The sequence below is a fragment of the Frigoribacterium sp. PhB107 genome (assembly GCF_003751515.1).
In the GTDB taxonomy this organism is placed as follows: domain Bacteria; phylum Actinomycetota; class Actinomycetes; order Actinomycetales; family Microbacteriaceae; genus Frigoribacterium.
Window position 1 is genome coordinate 27,960 of sequence record NZ_RJKU01000005.1, and the last position, 17,236, is coordinate 45,195.

Sequence of the window (17,236 nt, forward strand, 5' to 3'; positions counted from 1 at the left end):
ACGAGGGGGGACACCGTGGCTGACGACGTCATCGCGCAGTACGAGGCCGAGGTGCAGGCCGATCCGGGGGCCGTGGGGCCGCGCCTCGCGCTGGCCGGGGCGCTCATCGCCACCGGCAGGGGAGCCGAGTCGTTCGGCCACCTGGGCAAGGTGCTCGAGCAGGTGCCCGGCCACCCGGCCGCGCTCGCCCTGATCACGCAGGCGACCTCGTCCCTCGGGGCGGCCCCCGTCACGGAGGCGCCCGCCACGACCGCCGAGCAGGTCCCGTCCGCGTCGTCGTCGGGGGCACCGGCCGCCCCGCGGCACGCGGCCGGTCCGCAGGGCGCCGCGGGCGCTCCGGGGCCCGGCGCCGACGGCACCGAGGACGACGACGGCGTCGACTGGTCGCTCTTCGAGGAGCAGATCGGCGGCGTAGTTCCCGCGCCCTTCGTCACGACCGAGGACGGCGTCGTCTACACGACGGCCGAGGAGGACGTCGCGATCCTCAACCCGGGCGGCACGCGGGTGACGCTCGCCGACGTGGGCGGCCTCGACGAGGTCAAGAAACGCCTCAACGACAGCTTCCTCGAGCCGATGAAGCACCCGGAGATCGCCGCCGCGTTCGGCAAGAGCCTGCGAGGGGGACTGCTGCTCTACGGCCCTCCCGGCTGCGGCAAGACCTTCATCGCCCGCGCCGTCGCGGGCGAGCTCGGCGCGCGGTTCCTCACCGTGAGCATGGCCGACATCCTCTCGTCGTTCATGGGCGAGAGCGAGAAGAACGTCCGGGCCGTCTTCACCAAGGCCCGCGAGCTCTCGCCGACGGTGCTGTTCATCGACGAGCTCGACGCCGTCGCGGGAAAGCGGTCGAACCTGGGCGGCGCCGCCTGGCTCAAGTCGGTCGTGAACCAGCTGCTGCTCGAGTTCGACGGGGTCTCGACGCAGAACGAGGGCCTCTTCGTGCTCGCCGCCACCAACCACCCGTGGGACGTCGACGAGGCGTTCCTCCGGCCCGGCCGCTTCGACCGCACGCTGCTCGTGCTGCCCCCGGACGAGCCGGCCCGGGACGCGATCCTGCGGCACCACCTCTCGAAGCGGCCCATCGCGGGGATCGACCTCGGCTGGGTGGTCGACCGGACGGAGGGCTTCAGCGGCGCGGACCTCGCCTTCATCTGCGACACCGCCGCCGAGATCGCCATGAACGAGTCGATCCGCAGCGGCCAGGTCGCGCCGATCGGCATGCCCCACGTGGTCGAGGCGATGAGGGGTGTCAAGTCGTCGACCACGCCGTGGCTCGAGTCGTCGCGCAACGTGGTCGAGTTCGCCAACGAGAGCGGTCGCTACGACGACCTGAAGGAGTACCTCCGCTCGCGGAAGATGCTGTGACCCAGGCTGTGCCGCGCGAGCTGGTGCTCGCCGAGGCGACCCGGCTCATCGCGACCCGGCGCTGGTCGGACGCCGAGAGCGCTGTCCGCGAGGGCCTGCGCACGGCCCCCGACGACCCGGGGATGCTGACCACGCTGTCCGTCGTGCTCCGCCTGAGCGGGCGGTCGGCGGCGGCCGAGGGCGTCGCCCGGCGAGCCGTGGCGCTCGAGGGCCCCGCCGAGTGCCAGATCGAGCTGGCGCGGGTGCTGTTCGACCTCCAGCGGTGGGACGAGGTCGCCCGGGTGACCGACCGTCTCCTCGAGGCCGACCCCACCGGCCCCGCTGCCGTCGACGCCCACGCCGTCGCCGCGGAGGCCTTGGTGCTCGGGGCCGAGGAGCCCGGCGGAGGGCTCGAGCAGGCCCGGGAGCACGCGCGACGGGCGGTCGAGCTCGATCCCTCGTCGTTCATCGCCCTGCTCTCGTCCGGGTGGATCGAGATGGAGGCCGACCCCGTGGCCGCCGAGCGCTGGCTGCGTCGCGCCCTGGCCGTGAAGCCCGACGACGCCATGACGGTGTTGTTCCTCGCGTCGCTTCGCACGACGTCCCCGGCCCGTCGAGTGTCGCTCGCCCGGTCGGTGCTGGCTGCGGACCCCGGCCACCCGAGGGCGACCCAGGTGCTCACCTCGGTCGTGCACGACGGCGTGCACCGCCTGGGCCTGCTGGCCGTCGTCGCGAGCGTGTCCGTGACGGCCGTCGGCGTCGTGCTGCCGATGAGCCTCGTCGCCGCGCTCGGGCTCGTCGCCCTGGCCGCGGCGGTGCTGCGGCTGGCGCTGCTCGCCCGCGACGTGGGCAAGGACGTCCCGTCGAGCTTCACGCGTCGGGTGGTCCTCGCCCCCGGCCTGCGACGCCGGATCACGCTGCTGAACCTCGCCGCACCGGTCGTCGCCGCGCTCGGCCTCGTCCTGGTCGTCGCGGCGGAGGGCGGGCTGAGCCCCGGCGTCTTCGTGCTCGCGGTGGCGGTGCTCCTCAGCGGTGCCGCACGCCGGGGGACCGTCGAGCGCGACGAGGCCGGCCCCGTCCCGCGCGCGCTGAAGGTGCAGCTGGAGGAGACGCAATGGGCCGGCCTCTGGCGTCGCGCGCTGCCGGTCGCCCTCGGGTTCGTCGTGCTCTACCTCGTCGTGCTGGTGCTCGCCTGGACCGGGGACGGGCTCGTGAGCGGCAACGCCCTCGGCTACACGGCCCTGCTCTCGGCGCTGGCCTTCCTGCCGTTCCCCGTGGCGCGCCTCCGTCAGCTCCGCCGGGCTCCGTTCACTGCGGGCCCGCGCGGACCGCGCCGCGCCGCCGTCGCTCCCCGGCTGGCCCTCGCGGCCTCCGTCGCGGTGGTGGTCGCGAGCCTGCTGGTGCCGTTCGGGTCGTCGGCAGCCGAGATCTCGGAACGGGGCTTCGCGCCGCCGTGGCTGGCTTCGGTGCCGGGCGGTGAGGTGCTCACGGCGCTGCTGCCCGAGTACTCCGCCGACGAGGACGAGGGCCCCCGCCCTGGTGAGCTCGTGCCTCGGCCGCTGCCCACGTTCGAGATGCCGACGTTCGAGATGCCGACGCTCGAGCCGACTGCAGAGCCTGGCACGGGGCCGTCCGGCAGCTCCGACGGGCAGGAGGCCGCGCGGTGAGCGGCCCCGAGGGCGTCGACCCCGTCGAGAAGGCGGTGCGGGAGGCGCAGGTCGCGACCGTGACGAGCGGACCGGGGCGCGCGGTGGGCCTGCTGCGTGCGGCGCTCGCCGGGGCGCCCGGCGACCCGCGCCTCCTGCTGGCCCTGACCGACGCGCTCGCGGCGGACGGGTCGCTCGAGGAGGCGCAGGCGACGGCCCGCGAGGCGGTGGCCGTGCTGCCGGAGTCGGCGGAGCCGCTGGTGGCCCTCGCCCGCGTGCAGCTGAAGATGCCCGGGGACGGCATCCGGCGGGCGGCCGAGACGGCCTGGGTGGCCCTGCGCCTCGATCCGGACTCCACCCGGGCGCACCTCATCGTGGGGCTGGCGGCCGGGTACGACGCCACGGCCACACGAGCGGACCGCGACCGGGCACGGCCGTCGGTGGAGGAGGCGCTCCGGCTCGCGCCCGACCTGCCCCTCGCGCACGTCGTCGCGGGCGTGCTCGACCGGGTCGACGACCCGGCGAACGCGGAGACCCACCTGCGCCGGGCCCTCGCCCTCGACCCGCACGAGCCGGACGCCCTCGTCCTGCTGGCCGGCCTCTCGACCACAGAGGCGGGCACATCCGCAGGGCTGTTGCGGTCCGCCGCCGCGCTGAGCCCGCTCGACGACGCCACGCGACTGCGGCTGGAGGCGGCGGTGCGCCGGGCCGTCCACCGACCGGCCGTCGTCGCGCCGACGGTGTCCACCGTGGCCCTGCTGGGAGCCGTGTGGCTGCCCGTCAGCCCCGGCATCCTGGGCTTGCTGGCGCCACTGGTCTTCCTGGTGTGGGGTGCCCTGCGCGTGCTGCGCGCGGTGCTGGCCGAGGTGCCGCGGTCGTTCGTGAGGCGGGTGCTCTGGTCCGACCGCGGAGGTCGGCTGCAGACGGTCGCCGACGTCGTGGCGCCTCCGGCCGCGGCCGCGGGGATCCTGGCGCTCGGCACGGGTGACGGCGAGGGGCTGCCGGGCGTGGCCCTGGTCCTCCTCGCGTCCGTCGCCTCGGCCGTCGGCGGCGCCGTGGTGACCGCGCGCCTGGTGACGGCCGAGCGGTCGTCGGTCGAGGGCGCCGACGACACCGACCAGCGCCCGGGGGCGGCAGACGTCGCGGTGGTGGCCGTGAGGGCAGGGCTCGTCCTCGTCGTCGGCGTGCTGTGGGCGGCGGGGCTCGTCGCGAACCCGCTCGTCGCGGCCGCCGCGTGCCTCTCGCTCGCGGCCCCGCTGGCCGGCGCGCTGCTGGTCGCGGTGCGTCACGACGCAGGCCCGGTCGGGCTCCGACGCCTGTCGGCGGGGGCCGTCGTGCTCGCCCTGCTGCTGGGCCTCGGCGGGCCCGTCGCCGAGGTGGTCTCCGGAGGCGCGGCCGAGCGGCCGGGCGGGCTCACCTGGGTGGGGGCGCCGGGCGGGCCGGAGGCGCGCGACGCCCTGCGTCGACAGCAGAAGGAACGACGGGAGGAGCGTGAGGAGCGCGAGCGGCAGGAGCAGGACGCGGGCCCGGGGAGGATGCCCGACTTCGGCTCGGAGCCCCCGCGCGCACCGACGGCGGTGCCGACCATCGAGGTGCCCGACTTCACGTTCGACCTGCCCGGGTCCGGGGACGGGGAGGCGACTGTCGGTCCGTGAGGCGTATCCTCAGCAGACGCCCTCCGGGGCGGAGTCGACGACGACGTCGGCACGGACGACGAAGGAGTCGACCAGATGACCACTCACACCCCCACCAGCCTCCCGGTCGCACGCGTCACCCGCGTGCCCCTCACCCCGGCTCCCCGGCGAGGCGTCTCGCCCGTGACCGGCGGCAAGCGCGTGGCGTTCCTCACCGCGGGCGGGCTCGTGCTCGTCGTCGCGATGGGCCTGATGCCCGTGCTGGGGCAGCTCGTCGGCTAGCGGACCGGGCCGGCGCCTCCTCGGCGCTGCGGCTGCTCGCGACCGGAGACGGTGCGCGCGACGGGCGCTAGGAGGTGCGGCGCGAGCCGAGCACGCAGAACTCGTTGCCCTCGGGGTCAGCGAGCACCACCCAGGAGGCGTCGGCCTGGCCGACGTCGACGCGCACGGCACCGAGGGCCTCGAGCCGCGCGACCTCGGCCGCCTGGTCGTCCGGACGGAAGTCGAGGTGCAGCCGGTCCTTGACGGTCTTGGGCTCGGGCACGCGCACGAACAGCAGCCCGGGGAGCGAGTCGGGGGCCGACCGCAGCTCGGGCTCGTCGCCCGGCTCGCTGATGTCGACCCAGCCGAGCGCCTCGCGCCACCAGGCGGCGAGCGCGTCAGGGTCGAGAGCGTCGACGACGACCTGTTCCCACTCGAGCGACATGGTCGCGCCTAGGCGCTCTTGCTCTGGTGGTCGTCCGCACCCTCGTCGAGGTCGGTGTCCACGTCGGAGTCGTCCTCGAAGTCGTCGGCCCACCGGTCGACGTACTCGTCGGAATCGCTCTTGGTCGCAAGCTCTTTTTCGAGCGCACCGTAGTTGGTGTCAGGGCTGAAGTACTTCAGCTCTCTGGCGACCTTGGTGTGCTTGGCTTTTTGACGGCCGCGCCCCATGCGTGACCCCCTCGTGAATTCGGCCCGGAAACGGTGTCGGACGAACCGGGAACTACCGACAGGTGACGTTGCAAAACTGCATCGATCTTAGCATGTGCCCCCAGCCCTGACGGCCTGTCACGGGCGGCCCCCACGGGCGTCGAGGAACGCTCGCACCTGGTCGCCGCGGAGGGCGTCGCGGAGCTCGGAGATCGCCGCGTCGTCGGGGAGGACGATCGACTGGCCGTCGGCCGAGGTGCCGATGCCGGCGGTCGGGACGGTGAAGAAGTCGACGTCGTCGGGACGCAGGCCCCGGAGGCCGGCCCCGAGCGCGACGAGGGTGCCGGCGTCGAGGTCGGCGTCGACCGTGACGTGCGGCGCGGTCGCGGCGAGGAAGCCGGTGACCCGTGTCGGGTCGGTGAGGGTCGCCCGGCTGACGAGGGTGCGGAGGACGCCGTCGAGGAACGCCTGCTGGTTCTCCACCCTTTGGAAGTCGGCGTCGGCGAACGCGCTGCGCTCGCGGACGAACGCGAGGGCGGAGTCGCCCTCGAGGTGGTTGACGCCCTGCACGTACTCGTGGGCGGACCTGCGGTCGGACGCCGTGCTGCGGAACGCCTTCTCGCTCACCACGTCGACTCCGCCGAGCGCGGTCGTCATGTCGGCGAACCCGTCGAAGTCGATGATCGCCACGTGGTCGACGCGTGCGCCGAGCAGCTGCTCGACGGTCTGCACCGCGAGCGGGCTGCCGCCGCGCGCGAAGGCGGAGTTGACCTTGCCCTCGCCGCGGCCGGGGATCGGCACCCACAGGTCGCGCATGACCGACATCACCGAGGCGTACTGCCGGTCGGCGTCGACGTGCAGCAGCATCATCGTGTCCGTGCGCTGGTCGGAGGGCGACCCGTCGTCGAGCGTCGTCTCGTCGCCCCGGGAGTCGGAGCCCATCAGCAGCACGTTCACCGAGCCGTCGTCCGCGGGGGCGGGCCGGTCGGCGTCGGCGGGGAACGCGTCGTCGAGGCTCGTGGTCGCGTCGTCCCACGACGAGGCCAGGTGCAGCGCGAACCCACCGGCGGCGACGCCTGCCACCACGAGCAGGGCGACGAGCGCGAGGCTGACCCCGATCAGGGTGCGGGCGGCACGGGAGCGGGGCCTGCGCCGGCCGCGGCGGCCGCGGCCATCGTCGCGCTCGTCGCGCTCGCCGTCGCTTGAGGAGGCGGGTGAGGAGGAGGTGGTCGCGTCGTCGTCGCGGCCCAGCCCGAGGGCAGAGAGGTCGTCCATGGTGGTGCTCCGGGATGCGTCGGCGGGTGCCCGCCCGGGTGGGCAGGCTCGCCCTCGTCTCTCGAGGGCCGATCCGACGATATCTCGCGGGTGATACATCAGTCCAGGCTGTGTCGACGATGTCGAGACGATGCCCAGGCTCCGCCGCCGCCTCAGCCGCCGCAGCCGCCTGCTCGCGGCGGGAGATCAGACGAAAAGGGACGACATGGCCGTGGGCCCCCGTCCACCACGTCCCATTCCGCGCAGTTCGGCCGGCGCGGGCCGGGCGCCGGCGCAGCCCGCGCGCTACTTCTTGCGGCGGGGGCCCGTGCCGTTGCGGGCCGCCGAGCGGGCGCGCCGGGCCGCGTCGCCACGGCGGGCGTTCCCCACGTTCTGGCCCTTGCCGGGGGCACGCGGCGTCTGCTTCGGACCAGGGGCGTGGACCTCGCCCGAGGGGGCGGCGGTCGAGTCGGCACCGGGGGCGTCGCGCTCCGCGTCGACCACGAGGCCGCGGTGGACGGCACCGCCCTCGACGGCCGCGCCGGACCTGCCGGCCGGCCCCGCGCCTCCTGCGGGCACCGACCCGGCCGGCCCGAGCGGGCGCCGGGGCAGGGGACGGATGGGCTCGCCGCGACGGTCCTGGCCGGGGACCGGCCGCGACCGGCGGCCGTAGAGCATCTCGGACGAGTCGAGCAGCCACGGCACGAGCGAGATCGTCACGCCGTGCACCAGCATCAGCTTCTGGCGGATCCGGCGGCTCTTGTGGTTGTGGAGCGCCGCCTCCCACCAGTGGCCGACGATGTAGATCGGCGTGTAGATCGTCACGACCTCGGAGCCGTGCTCGGCCCGGTGCGCCTTGATGTACTTGATCAGCGGCATGCTGATGTCGCGGTAGGGCGACGCGACGATTCGGAGCGGCACCTCGATCTCCTGCTCGGCCCACTGCCGCTGCAGCAGTGCGGTGGCCTCGTCGTCGATGCCGACGTGGATCGCCTCGAGCGACTCGTGCCGGGCGGCGATCGCGTAGTCGAGTGCCTTGAGCACCGGTTTCTGCATCGTGCCGACGAGCACGATCGCGTGGTCGCCGTGCGAGCCGAACTGCGTCGTCGCGTCGGGCTCGATCTCGACCCGGACGTCGCGGTAGTAGCGGTTCACGCCGAGCATCAGCGTGAACAGGATCGGCATGATCACGAACACCAGCCACGCTCCGTGGGTGAACTTCGTCACGGTCACGACGATCAGCACGGAGGCGGTGAGCAGGGCCCCGAAGGCGTTGATGCCCCGGGCGCGGTAGACGGCGCCACGGTCGGCGCAGCCCTCACGCAGCATGCGGGTCCAGTGCACGACCATGCCGGTCTGCCCGAGCGTGAACGACACGAAGACGCCGATGATGTAGAGCTGGATCAGCCCGGTGACGCTGGCCTGGTAGACGAGCAGGATCGCGCAGGCGACGAGCGCCAGGACGATGACGCCGTTCGAGTAGATGAGGCGGTCGCCGCGGGTGTTGAGCGCCTTGGGGGCGTACTGGTCGCGGGCCAGGATCGAGCCGAGCAGCGGGAACCCGTTGAACGCCGTGTTGGCGGCCAGCAGCAGCACCGCCGCCGTGCACGCCTGGATCAGGTAGAAGGGGATGCCGAACAGCGAGCCGCCGAACACGGCGCTGGCGATCTGGGCGATCAGGCTGCGCTGCGGGGTGCCCTCGCAGTCGACGAAGCCCTGCAGGTCGCAGGCGTCCTCGGCGTAGTGCACCTTCGCGATCAGGGCCACGGCGACCAGCCCGGCGAACAGCACGATGGCGATGCTGCCCATCAGCACGAGCGTCTTCTGGGCGTTCTGCACCTTGGGCCGGCGGAACGCGGGCACGCCGTTGGCGATCGCCTCGACCCCGGTCAGGGCCGAGCAGCCGCTCGAGAAGGCGCGCAGCAGCAACAGGATGAAGGCGGCCTGCGTCAGCTGGTCGGCCTGGACCGTGTACCCGGCGCTCTCGGCCACCGGCGGGTCGCCGAGGGCGGTGCGGACGAGCGCGATCACGATCATGACGAAGACGCTCGACACGAAGAGGTAGGTCGGCACGGCGAAGGCCTTGCTCGACTCGCGCACGCCGCGGAGGTTCACCGCGGCCAGCGCGATGACGAAGAAGATCGCCAGCTCGACCCGGACCGGCGCCAGCTCGGGCACGGCCGAGATGATGTTGTCCACGCCCGACGCGACCGAGACGGCGACCGTCATCACGTAGTCGACCAGCAGGGCGGAGGCCACGACGAGGCCGGCCTTCTCGCCGAGGTTGCGGTGGGCGACCTCGTAGTCGCCGCCTCCTGAGGGGTAGGCCTTGATCAGCTGGCGGTACGACGCCACGACGACGAGCAGCAGCACGACGACCGCGACCGCGACCCACGGCGCGAGGGTGAGGAACCCGAGCCCGCCGATCAGCAGGATCATCAGCAGCTCCTGCGGCGCGTACGCCACCGAGCTCAGCGGGTCGCTGGCGAAGATCGGGAGGGCGAGGTGCTTCGGGAGCAGCTGGCCTTCGAGCTTCTCCGAGGGGAGGGGTTCACCGATCAGCCACCGCTTCGGCGACCTGGTGTCGTCAGTCACGAGCGGCGACTCTACTCCGCGCCGAGGGCCTGTCAACTCGCGGCGGGGACGGCGCATTCCCGATTCGTCAGGCGGCCGTCGAGGTGGTCGTCGGGACCGGGCCGGTGGTCGTGCCGGAGGCGGTGGTCGAGTCGGTCGAGGGTTCGGCTACACGTGTCGCACGGGGTGCGAAGAGCGGCAGCGCGAAGGCCACCATCGGCCCGATCAGGACGGCCTCGAGCGCCGTGCCGATGCCGACCTGGCCGCCCAGCAGCCACCCGATCGCGAGCACCGTCACCTCGATCGCTGTACGGGCCACCCCGACCCGGACCCCGAACCGGCGGTGCAGGCCGAGCATCAGGCCGTCGCGCGGACCGGGCCCGAACGCCGCGCCGATGTAGAGGCCGCTCGCGGCGGCGAGCAGCAGCAGGCCGAGCGCGAAGGTCAGGGCCTGCGCCCACCACACCGTCTGCTGCGGCAGCACGTGCAGGCCCAGGTCGGCGAAGGGCCCGACGAGCAGCGCGTTGGCGATCGTGCCGAAGCGCGGCCTCTGTCGGAGGGGGATCCAGAGCAGCAGCACGAGCACGCTCGTGAGGAACACGACGAGGCCGAAGCCGAGGCCCGTCTGCTTCACGATGCCCTGCGTCAGCACGTCCCACGGGGCGACCCCGATGCCGGCGCGCACCATCAGCGCGATGGCGACGCCGTAGAGGAAGAGGCCGATGAGGAGCTGCAGGAGGCGGCGGGTGAGGAGCATGGACCGATCCAATCGGGCGAGCGGCCTGGTAGCAAGAGTCCAATCGGCCTAGTGTGGCTGCATGAGAGCTGTCGTCGCATGAGCATCGTCACGAGCGGACCGGCCGTGTCGTCGCGGGCGCTGGGGGTGCTGCTCGACTCGTGGCGCGCCTCCTCGTCGCCCGGCTACGCCGCGCTCGCCGACCGCATCCGCCTGCTCGTGCTCGACGGCCGGCTCTCGGTGGGCACGCGCCTGCCGAGCGAGCGCGACCTCGCGACGCACCTCGGGGTCAGCCGCACGACCGTCGCCGCGGCCTACGCCGCACTGCGCGACGCCGGCCACGTCACGAGCCTGCGGGGGAGCGGCAGCGTCGTGCGGCTGCCCGACCAGGCGAAGGTCCGGTCGACGCGGCCCGCCGCCGAGGGCGACGTGCTCGACTTCACCAAGGCGGCCATGCCCGCCGTCGGCGGCATCGCGGAGGCGGCGCAGCGAGCCGCGGGACGCCTCGGCGCCTACCTCTCCGAGCCCGGCTACGACACGGTCGGCCGCCCGGTGCTGCGCGAGGCGATCGCGGCCCGCTACCGCGCCCGTGGCCTCGAGACGAGCGCCGACCAGATCGTCGTCACCCTCGGCGCCCAGCACGCCATCGCCCTGCTGGCCCGGGTCCTGGTCGGCCGCGGCGACCGGGCCGTCGTCGAGACCCCCGGCTATCCGCATGCGTTCGAGGCGCTGCGGGCCGCGGGTGCCCGGCTCGCGCCCGTCAGCGTGACCGTCGACGAGGGGTGGGACGAGTCGGCGCTGCTGCAGACGCTGCGGCGCACGAGCCCGCCCGTCGCCTACCTGATGCCCGACTTCCACAACCCCACCGGGGCGACCATGCCCGAGGCGCAGCGGGTGCGAGTGCTCGAGGCCGCGGCGGACGAGGGGACGATCGTGATCGCCGACGAGACGATGGCCGAGCTCGTCGTCGGGGGGCCGCGGGGCGCCTCCTTCCCCGGTGCGGGTGCGGGTGCGGGTGCTGGCGCTGGTGCCGGTACCAGTGCCGGTGCCGCTGCTCGGCCGCTGCCGATGGCGGCCTACGGGCCCGCCGTCACGATCGGCTCGGTCGGCAAGTCGCTCTGGGGCGGGCTGCGGATCGGCTGGATCCGCGCCGAGCGACCCCTCGTCGAGCGCCTCGTGCGCGCCCGCTCGGCCGGCGACCTCGGCACCCCGGTGCTCGAGCAGCTGATCGTCGCCGACCTGCTCGGCGACATGGACGGCGTGCTGGAGGCGCGCTCCCGGCAGCTGAGGCACGGTCGCGACCGGCTCGTCGCCGGCCTCCGCAGCGCGTTCCCCGGCTGGAGCGTGCCCTCGCCGGCCGGCGGCCTCACGACGTGGGTGGGCCTCGGCGCACCGGTCAGCTCGCAGCTCGTGCTCGCCGCCCGCCGGCACGGGCTGCTGCTCGCGGCCGGGCCGATGTTCGGCGTCGACGGGGCGTTCGAGCGGTTCCTGCGGGTGCCCTACTCGTACCCGGACGACGAGACCGACAGGGCGCTCGCGGCGCTCGCCGCCGCCTGGGACGGCATCGACGGCGTGCAGGCGCCGCGCGGGGCGCTGATGGCCGAGGTCGTCTGAGCAGCCGCGAGCTACACCCCCGAGCCCGCATTACACCCCTCGAACAGCGGGTGTAGTGCGGGTTCAGGGGTGTAGCTCGTCCGTCGGCCAGCCGGGCTTGCTCAGCGGGCCCGCTGCACCCGCTTCTCGTCCCAGACCGGGCCGGGCGCCTCGTAGACGTCGCCGTCGCTGCCGAACACGAGGAACCGGTCGAACGAGCGGGCGAACCACCGGTCGTGGGTGACGGCCATGACCGTCCCCTCGAACCGGTCGAGCGCCTCCTCGAGTGCCTCGGCCGAGACGATGTCGAGGTTGTCCGTGGGCTCGTCGAGCAGCAGGAGGGTCGCGCCGCTCAGCTCGAGCAGCAGGATCTGGAGCCGGGCCTGCTGCCCGCCGCTGAGCGACTCGAAGACCTGCTCGGCCGACCCCACCAGCCCGTAGCGGTCGAGGGCGCGGCTGGCGGCTTCGCGACCGAGGCCCCGACGCTCGTCGTCGCCTTCGTGCACGATCTCGAGCAGGGTGCGCCCGATCATCGCCGGGTGCTCGTGCGCCTGCGCGAACCAGCCCGGCACGACGCGGGCGCCGAGGACGGCCCGGCCGGTGTGCGGCACGGGGGCGAGAGTGCCGCCCACGGTCGTCACGTGGCCGTCGCGCGGGTCGGGATCGGTGCCTCCGCGCGCCAGCAGCCTGAGGAAGTGCGACTTGCCCGACCCGTTCGAGCCGAGCACGGCGATCCGCTCGCCGAACCACAGCTCGGCGTCGAACGGCGCCATCAGCCCGGTCAGCTCGAGCTGCTCGCAGACCACCACCCGCTTGCCGGTGCGCGAGCCGGTCAGGCGCATCTTCAGGTCCTGCTCGGGCGGGCGCTCCTGGGGAGGGCCGGCGAGCTCGAACTTGTGCAGACGCGTCAGGGCCGCCTGGTACCGCGACGCCATGCTGTCCATCGCGGTCGCCTTGACCTTGAGGTTCCGCACCAGGGTCAGGAGCTTCTCGTGCTGCTCGTCCCACCGGCGGCGGAGCTCGTCGAGGCGGTCCATCCGGTCGGCCCGGGCCTGGTGGTAGGTGCGGAACGAGCCGCCGTGGGTCCAGGCGGTGTTGCCCGCTGCCCCGGTCTCGATCGTCACGACGCGGTCGGCGACGCGGCCGAGCAGCTCGCGGTCGTGGCTGACCAGCAGGACCGTCTTGGGGGTCGCGACCAGCGCCTCCTCGAGCCAGCGCTTGCCGGGGACGTCGAGGTAGTTGTCCGGCTCGTCGAGCAGCAGCACCTGCTCGGGCCCGCGGAGGAGCGCCTCGAGCACGAGCCGCTTCTGCTCGCCGCCGCTGAGGGTCGACACCTGCCGCCAGCGAGCGCGCTCCCAGGGCACGCCGAGGGAGGCGGTCGTGCAGGTGTCCCAGAGGGTCTCGACCTCGTAGCCCCCGGCGTCCGCGTAGTCGGAGAGCGCCGTGGCGTACGCCATCTGCGTCTCTGTGACGTCGTGCTCGACCAGGGCGAGCTCGGCCGCGTCGAGGGCGCGCGCGGCGTCGCGGACGGCAGGCGGCGCGATGCCGACGAGGAGGTCGTGCACGGTGCTGTCGTCGCGGACGTGGCCGACGAACTGGTCCATCACCCCGAGGCCGCCGTCGATGCTGATCGCGCCCTCGTCGGCCCGGAGCTCACCCCGGACCATCCGCAGCAGGGTCGACTTGCCGACCCCGTTCGCCCCGATCAGCACCGCGTTCTGGCCCTCGCCGACGCGGAACGACACCTCGTCGAGCAGCGGCCTGCCGTCGGCGAGTGCGTAGGACACGCGGTTGACGTCGATGTAGCCCATGGGAGGTCTCTCTGTAGGGGTGGCGGTCTCGACGGTGCGACGCGGTCGTCCGGCTGAGCGTGCAGGTGCCGCCGCGAAGTGGGCAGCCGAGCAGGCTATCGGCTCCTCCACCGTCGTGTCGACCGCACCACCTCTGCACAGCGTGTGAGAAAGCGCCGCCAGTTCCCAGAGAGGCTGGTGACAATGGAGGCGCGGTGCACGTCGTCACCGTCGCCTCCTTGGTCGTCCCCTCCCTCTCACCACCGGAGCCTCGTGCATCTTCTGTCCGTCTTCAGCCTGCGCAACCGCGCGCTGATCGCCCTCGTCACCATCGTCGTCGCCGTCTTCGGCGGCATCGCGCTGACGTCGCTCAAGCAAGAGCTCGCGCCCAACGTGCAGTTCCCGCAGATCGCGATCGTCAGCTCGTACCCCGGCGCGACGCCCGAGGTGGTCAACGACGACGTCTCGACGCCGATCGAGCAGGCGGTGCAGATCATCCCCGGGCTCGAGGGCACGACCGCGACGTCGAGCACGTCGCAGAGCACGGTCTCGGCCGAGTTCACGTACGGCACCGACCTTGGCGCGGCCGAGCAGAAGATCCAGTCGGCGATCAACCGGCTGACGCTGCCCGACAGCGTCGACACCCAGGTGGTCACCGGCAGCCTCGACGACCTGCCCATCGTCCAGATCGCGGTCACCGGCTACTCGGCCGACGACACCCAGGCGCTCGTGGACCGGCTCACGAACACGACCGTGCCCGACCTGCAGAAGCTCGACGGCGTGCGCGAGGCCTCGATCTACGGCGACGCCGGCCAGCGCGTCGTCATCACGCCCGACAGCACGGCGCTCGCCGCGGCGGGCCTCACCACGCAGGCGTTCCAGGACGCCCTCGACGCGAACGGCACCCTCATCCCCGGCGGCACGCTGACCGAGAACGGCCAGACCCTCTCGATCCAGGCCGGCCAGCGCCTCACGAGCACCGACGAGGTCGCGGCCCTGCCGCTGCTCGGTGGCACCTCGGCGGTCACGATCGACGACGTCGCCGACGTGGCCCTCAGCGGCGCGCCCGTCACCTCGATCAGCCGTGTCGACGGCCAGGACGCCCTCACGATCGCGGTCACCAAGACTCTCGACGCCAACACGGTCGACGTGTCGACCACCGTGCAAGATGCCCTGCCGTCGCTCGCCTCCGACCTCGGCTCGGACGTCGACCTGTCGATCGTCTTCGACCAGGCGCCGTTCATCCAGCAGTCGATCGACGCGCTGGCGGAGGAGGGGCTGCTCGGGCTCGTCTTCGCGGTGATCGTCATCCTCGTGTTCCTGCTGTCGGTGCGCTCGACGATCGTCACCGCGATCAGCATCCCGACGAGCGTGCTCATCACCTTCATCGGCCTGCAGGCCGCCGGCTACACGCTCAACATCCTGACGCTGGGTGCGCTCACCATCGCCATCGGGCGCGTGGTCGACGACTCCATCGTCGTCATCGAGAACATCAAGAGGCACCTCGCAGGAGGCGACGGCCGCGTCGCGTCGATCACCACCGCCGTCCGCGAGGTCGCGGGCGCCGTCACGGCGTCGACCGTCACGACCGTCGTCGTGTTCCTGCCGCTCGCCTTCGTCGGCAACATCACCGGCGAGCTGTTCCGGCCCTTCGCGCTGACGGTGACCATCGCCCTGCTCGCGTCGCTGTTCGTCTCGCTGACGATCGTGCCGGTGCTCGCGTACTGGTTCCTCCGGGCGCCGAAGGTGCACAAGCACGCGCCGGGGGCCGCGGGCGAGCAGGCGCAGGAGCGGCTCACGACCGCCGCCTCCGACCCGAGCGACCCGGCGCCGCTCGACCGGCTGCGCCGCGTCTACGTGCCGGTGCTGCGCGGCACGCTCCGCCACCCGGTCGTGACCCTGCTCGTCGCTGTCCTGGTGCTCGGCGGCACGGCTGCGGCCATCCCGCTGATGAAGACGAACTTCCTCGGGGCGAGCGGGCAGAACACGTTCACCGTCACGCAGACCCTGGCGCCCGCCTCCAGCCTGCAGGTGCTCTCGGACGCCGCCTCGAAGGTCGAGACGGAGCTCGACGGCGTCGACGGCATCGAGACGGTGCAGCTCACGATCGGCTCGAGCGGCACCTCCATCGCCAGCTTCTTCGGCGGTACCGGCGACAGCACCGTCACCTACTCGATCACCACGAACGAGGACGCCGACCAGGACGCGCTGCAGGCCGAGGTGCGCTCGCGCCTCGACGACGTCGCCGACGCGGGCGACATCGAGCTGACCGCGTCGAGCGGCTTCGGCACGAGCAACGACATCACCGTCGACGTGACCGCGCCCGACCCCGACACCCTGCAGACCGCGACCGAGACCGTGCTCACCGCCGTCGGCGACCTGCCGGGCACGGCCGAGGCCGGGTCGAACCTGCAGGCCGCCCAGCCGGTCATCGGCGTCGTCGTCGACCGCGAGGCGGCCGCGGACATCGGCCTCAGCGAGGTCGCCGTCGGCGGCATCGTCTCGCAGGCCGTGCAGCCGTTCCGGGTGGGCTCCCTCGAGATCGAGAACAGCTCGGTCGACATCTACACCGTCGACCCGACGCCGCCCGCGACCCTCGACGAGCTCCGCGCACTGGAGCTGCCGAGCGCGACCGGGCCGGTGCGCCTCGACTCGATCGCCACGGTCGAGCAGACGAACGGCCCCACCTCGGTCACCACGACCGACGCCGTCCGGAGCGCCACCGTCACCGTGACCCCGTCGAGCGACGACCTGTCGAGCGCCGGCACCGAGGTCGACGACGCGATCGCCGGGCTCGACCTGCCCGCCGGGGCCGACGCCGTCGTCGGCGGCGCCGTCGCCGACCAGTCGAACGCGTTCTCGCAGCTGTTCCTCGCGGTGCTCATCGCGATCCTGATCGTGTACATCGTCATGGTGGCGACGTTCCGCAGCCTGCTGCAGCCGCTCCTCCTGCTGGTGTCGATCCCGTTCGCGGCGACCGGCGCGATCCTGCTGCAGCTCGCCTCCGGCATCCCGCTCGGCGTCGCGTCGCTGATCGGCGTGCTGATGCTGGTCGGCATCGTCGTCACGAACGCGATCGTGCTGATCGACCTCGTGAACCAGTACCGGACCCGTGGCCTGCGGGTACGCGAGGCGCTGCTCGAGGGGGCGTCGCGCAGGCTGCGGCCCATCCTGATGACGGCGACCGCGACGATCTTCGCCCTGACCCCGATGGCGCTCGGCATCACCGGCCACGGCGGGTTCATCTCGCAGCCGCTGGCCGTCGTCGTGATCGGCGGGCTCGTGTCGTCGACCGTGCTGACCCTGGTCGTGCTGCCGGTGCTGTACTCGCTGTACGAGGGGTGGCGTGAGCGACGGGCCGACCGTCGCGACGGCGTCCCGGGCGCCTCCTCGGCCGACACGTCGGCGTAGAGACGCGAGAACGACGAACCTCCGCAGAACATCGCGGAGGTTCGTCGTTTCCACGTCGGGACCGTGCCATGCGGGCAGGGTGCCGAACCGGGGAGGCGGGGGTTCTGTTCCGGGGGAGGGTCGGGTATCGTAGGTGGGTCGGCTCAAGACCGCGTGCCTGTGGCGCGCACGTCCTGCGGCGTCGCTCCCCGGACAACCACCGGAGGCGACGAGCGGGACACATGAGGGTTTGTACGTCTTGTGGGCCGGATTCACGACGGATCTCGTCGGGATGAATTCACGTATGTGAACGGTCCTGGTCAATGGCTGCCCGGGTATTTCTTCGCGTCATCGCACAAGCCCGGA

The 17,236-nt window shown here is 73.0% G+C and carries 12 protein-coding genes; 6 read left to right on the forward strand and 6 right to left on the reverse strand.

All coding sequences use genetic code 11. The features are described from left to right. Positions 1-15: 15 nt before the first annotated feature. The 4 genes from EDF18_RS16685 to EDF18_RS15610 all read left to right on the forward strand — a co-directional run bounded on the left by EDF18_RS16685 (position 16) and on the right by EDF18_RS15610 (position 4,903). The gene (locus EDF18_RS16685; protein ID WP_166644849.1) at positions 16-1,362 is read left to right on the forward strand and encodes an AAA family ATPase; all 1,347 of its coding nucleotides are present in this window, start codon (positions 16-18) and stop codon (positions 1,360-1,362) included. Further along, a complete protein-coding gene (locus tag EDF18_RS15600; RefSeq protein ID WP_123548768.1) occupies positions 1,359-3,008 on the forward strand; it encodes a tetratricopeptide repeat protein in 1,650 nt (549 codons plus the stop codon). The genes EDF18_RS16685 and EDF18_RS15600 overlap by 4 nt, the downstream gene beginning before the upstream one ends. Continuing rightward, complete coding sequence (locus EDF18_RS15605) at positions 3,005-4,642, forward strand: lipopolysaccharide assembly protein LapB (RefSeq protein WP_123548769.1); 1,638 nt, start codon at positions 3,005-3,007, stop codon at positions 4,640-4,642. Before EDF18_RS15600 ends, EDF18_RS15605 begins: the two co-directional genes overlap by 4 nt. A gap of 75 nt (positions 4,643-4,717) precedes the next feature. Then, the gene (locus EDF18_RS15610) at positions 4,718-4,903 is read left to right on the forward strand and encodes a hypothetical protein (protein WP_123548770.1); all 186 of its coding nucleotides are present in this window, start codon (positions 4,718-4,720) and stop codon (positions 4,901-4,903) included. A 67-nt stretch (positions 4,904-4,970) separates the two neighbouring features. Here EDF18_RS15610 and EDF18_RS15615 read toward each other — a convergent pair whose 3' ends face one another. The 5 genes from EDF18_RS15615 to EDF18_RS15635 all read right to left on the reverse strand — a co-directional run bounded on the left by EDF18_RS15615 (position 4,971) and on the right by EDF18_RS15635 (position 10,118). After that, positions 4,971-5,327 carry a VOC family protein gene (locus tag EDF18_RS15615; RefSeq protein ID WP_123548771.1) on the reverse strand — a complete coding sequence of 119 codons (357 nt, stop codon included), beginning with the start codon at positions 5,325-5,327 and terminating at the stop codon, positions 4,971-4,973. Between the two features lie 8 nt (positions 5,328-5,335). Continuing rightward, positions 5,336-5,554: a DUF3073 domain-containing protein gene (locus tag EDF18_RS15620; RefSeq protein ID WP_123548772.1), complete on the reverse strand. Its 219-nt coding sequence runs from the start codon at positions 5,552-5,554 to the stop codon at positions 5,336-5,338. 117 nt (positions 5,555-5,671) lie between these two features. Then, on the reverse strand, positions 5,672-6,808 hold the full coding sequence (locus EDF18_RS15625; protein ID WP_158614702.1) for an LCP family protein: 1,137 nt from the start codon (positions 6,806-6,808) through the stop codon (positions 5,672-5,674). Between the two features lie 285 nt (positions 6,809-7,093). Next, positions 7,094-9,349, reverse strand: coding sequence for an APC family permease (locus EDF18_RS15630; protein ID WP_233569210.1), 2,256 nt, complete (start codon positions 9,347-9,349; stop codon positions 7,094-7,096). Positions 9,350-9,449: 100 nt separating this feature from the next. Further along, the gene (locus tag EDF18_RS15635; RefSeq protein WP_123548775.1) at positions 9,450-10,118 is read right to left on the reverse strand and encodes a YitT family protein; all 669 of its coding nucleotides are present in this window, start codon (positions 10,116-10,118) and stop codon (positions 9,450-9,452) included. Between the two features lie 78 nt (positions 10,119-10,196). Between EDF18_RS15635 and EDF18_RS15640 the strand changes: the two genes are divergently transcribed. Beyond that, positions 10,197-11,711 (forward strand): PLP-dependent aminotransferase family protein, encoded by a 1,515-nt coding sequence (locus EDF18_RS15640; protein ID WP_123548776.1) that lies wholly within the window; start codon positions 10,197-10,199, stop codon positions 11,709-11,711. Positions 11,712-11,812: 101 nt separating this feature from the next. Here the strand turns inward: EDF18_RS15640 and EDF18_RS15645 are convergent, their stop codons facing one another. Continuing rightward, positions 11,813-13,501 carry an ABC-F family ATP-binding cassette domain-containing protein gene (locus EDF18_RS15645; RefSeq protein ID WP_123548777.1) on the reverse strand — a complete coding sequence of 563 codons (1,689 nt, stop codon included), beginning with the start codon at positions 13,499-13,501 and terminating at the stop codon, positions 11,813-11,815. A 252-nt stretch (positions 13,502-13,753) separates the two neighbouring features. Here EDF18_RS15645 and EDF18_RS15650 point away from each other — a divergent pair, with 252 nt between their 5' ends. Continuing rightward, on the forward strand, positions 13,754-16,891 hold the full coding sequence (locus EDF18_RS15650; protein ID WP_123548778.1) for an efflux RND transporter permease subunit: 3,138 nt from the start codon (positions 13,754-13,756) through the stop codon (positions 16,889-16,891). The last annotated feature ends 345 nt before the right edge of the window (positions 16,892-17,236 follow it).

Coding starts and splice junctions, on each gene's coding strand:
- EDF18_RS15640 (WP_123548776.1), top strand. CDS start 10,197: ATGAGCATCGTCACGAGCGGACCGGCCGTGTCGTCGCGGGCGCTGGGG.
- EDF18_RS15620 (WP_123548772.1), bottom strand. CDS start 5,554: ATGGGGCGCGGCCGTCAAAAAGCCAAGCACACCAAGGTCGCCAGAGAG.
- EDF18_RS15615 (WP_123548771.1), bottom strand. CDS start 5,327: ATGTCGCTCGAGTGGGAACAGGTCGTCGTCGACGCTCTCGACCCTGAC.
- EDF18_RS15635 (WP_123548775.1), bottom strand. CDS start 10,118: ATGCTCCTCACCCGCCGCCTCCTGCAGCTCCTCATCGGCCTCTTCCTC.
- EDF18_RS15625 (WP_158614702.1), bottom strand. CDS start 6,808: ATGGACGACCTCTCTGCCCTCGGGCTGGGCCGCGACGACGACGCGACC.
- EDF18_RS15645 (WP_123548777.1), bottom strand. CDS start 13,501: ATGGGCTACATCGACGTCAACCGCGTGTCCTACGCACTCGCCGACGGC.
- EDF18_RS15610 (WP_123548770.1), top strand. CDS start 4,718: ATGACCACTCACACCCCCACCAGCCTCCCGGTCGCACGCGTCACCCGC.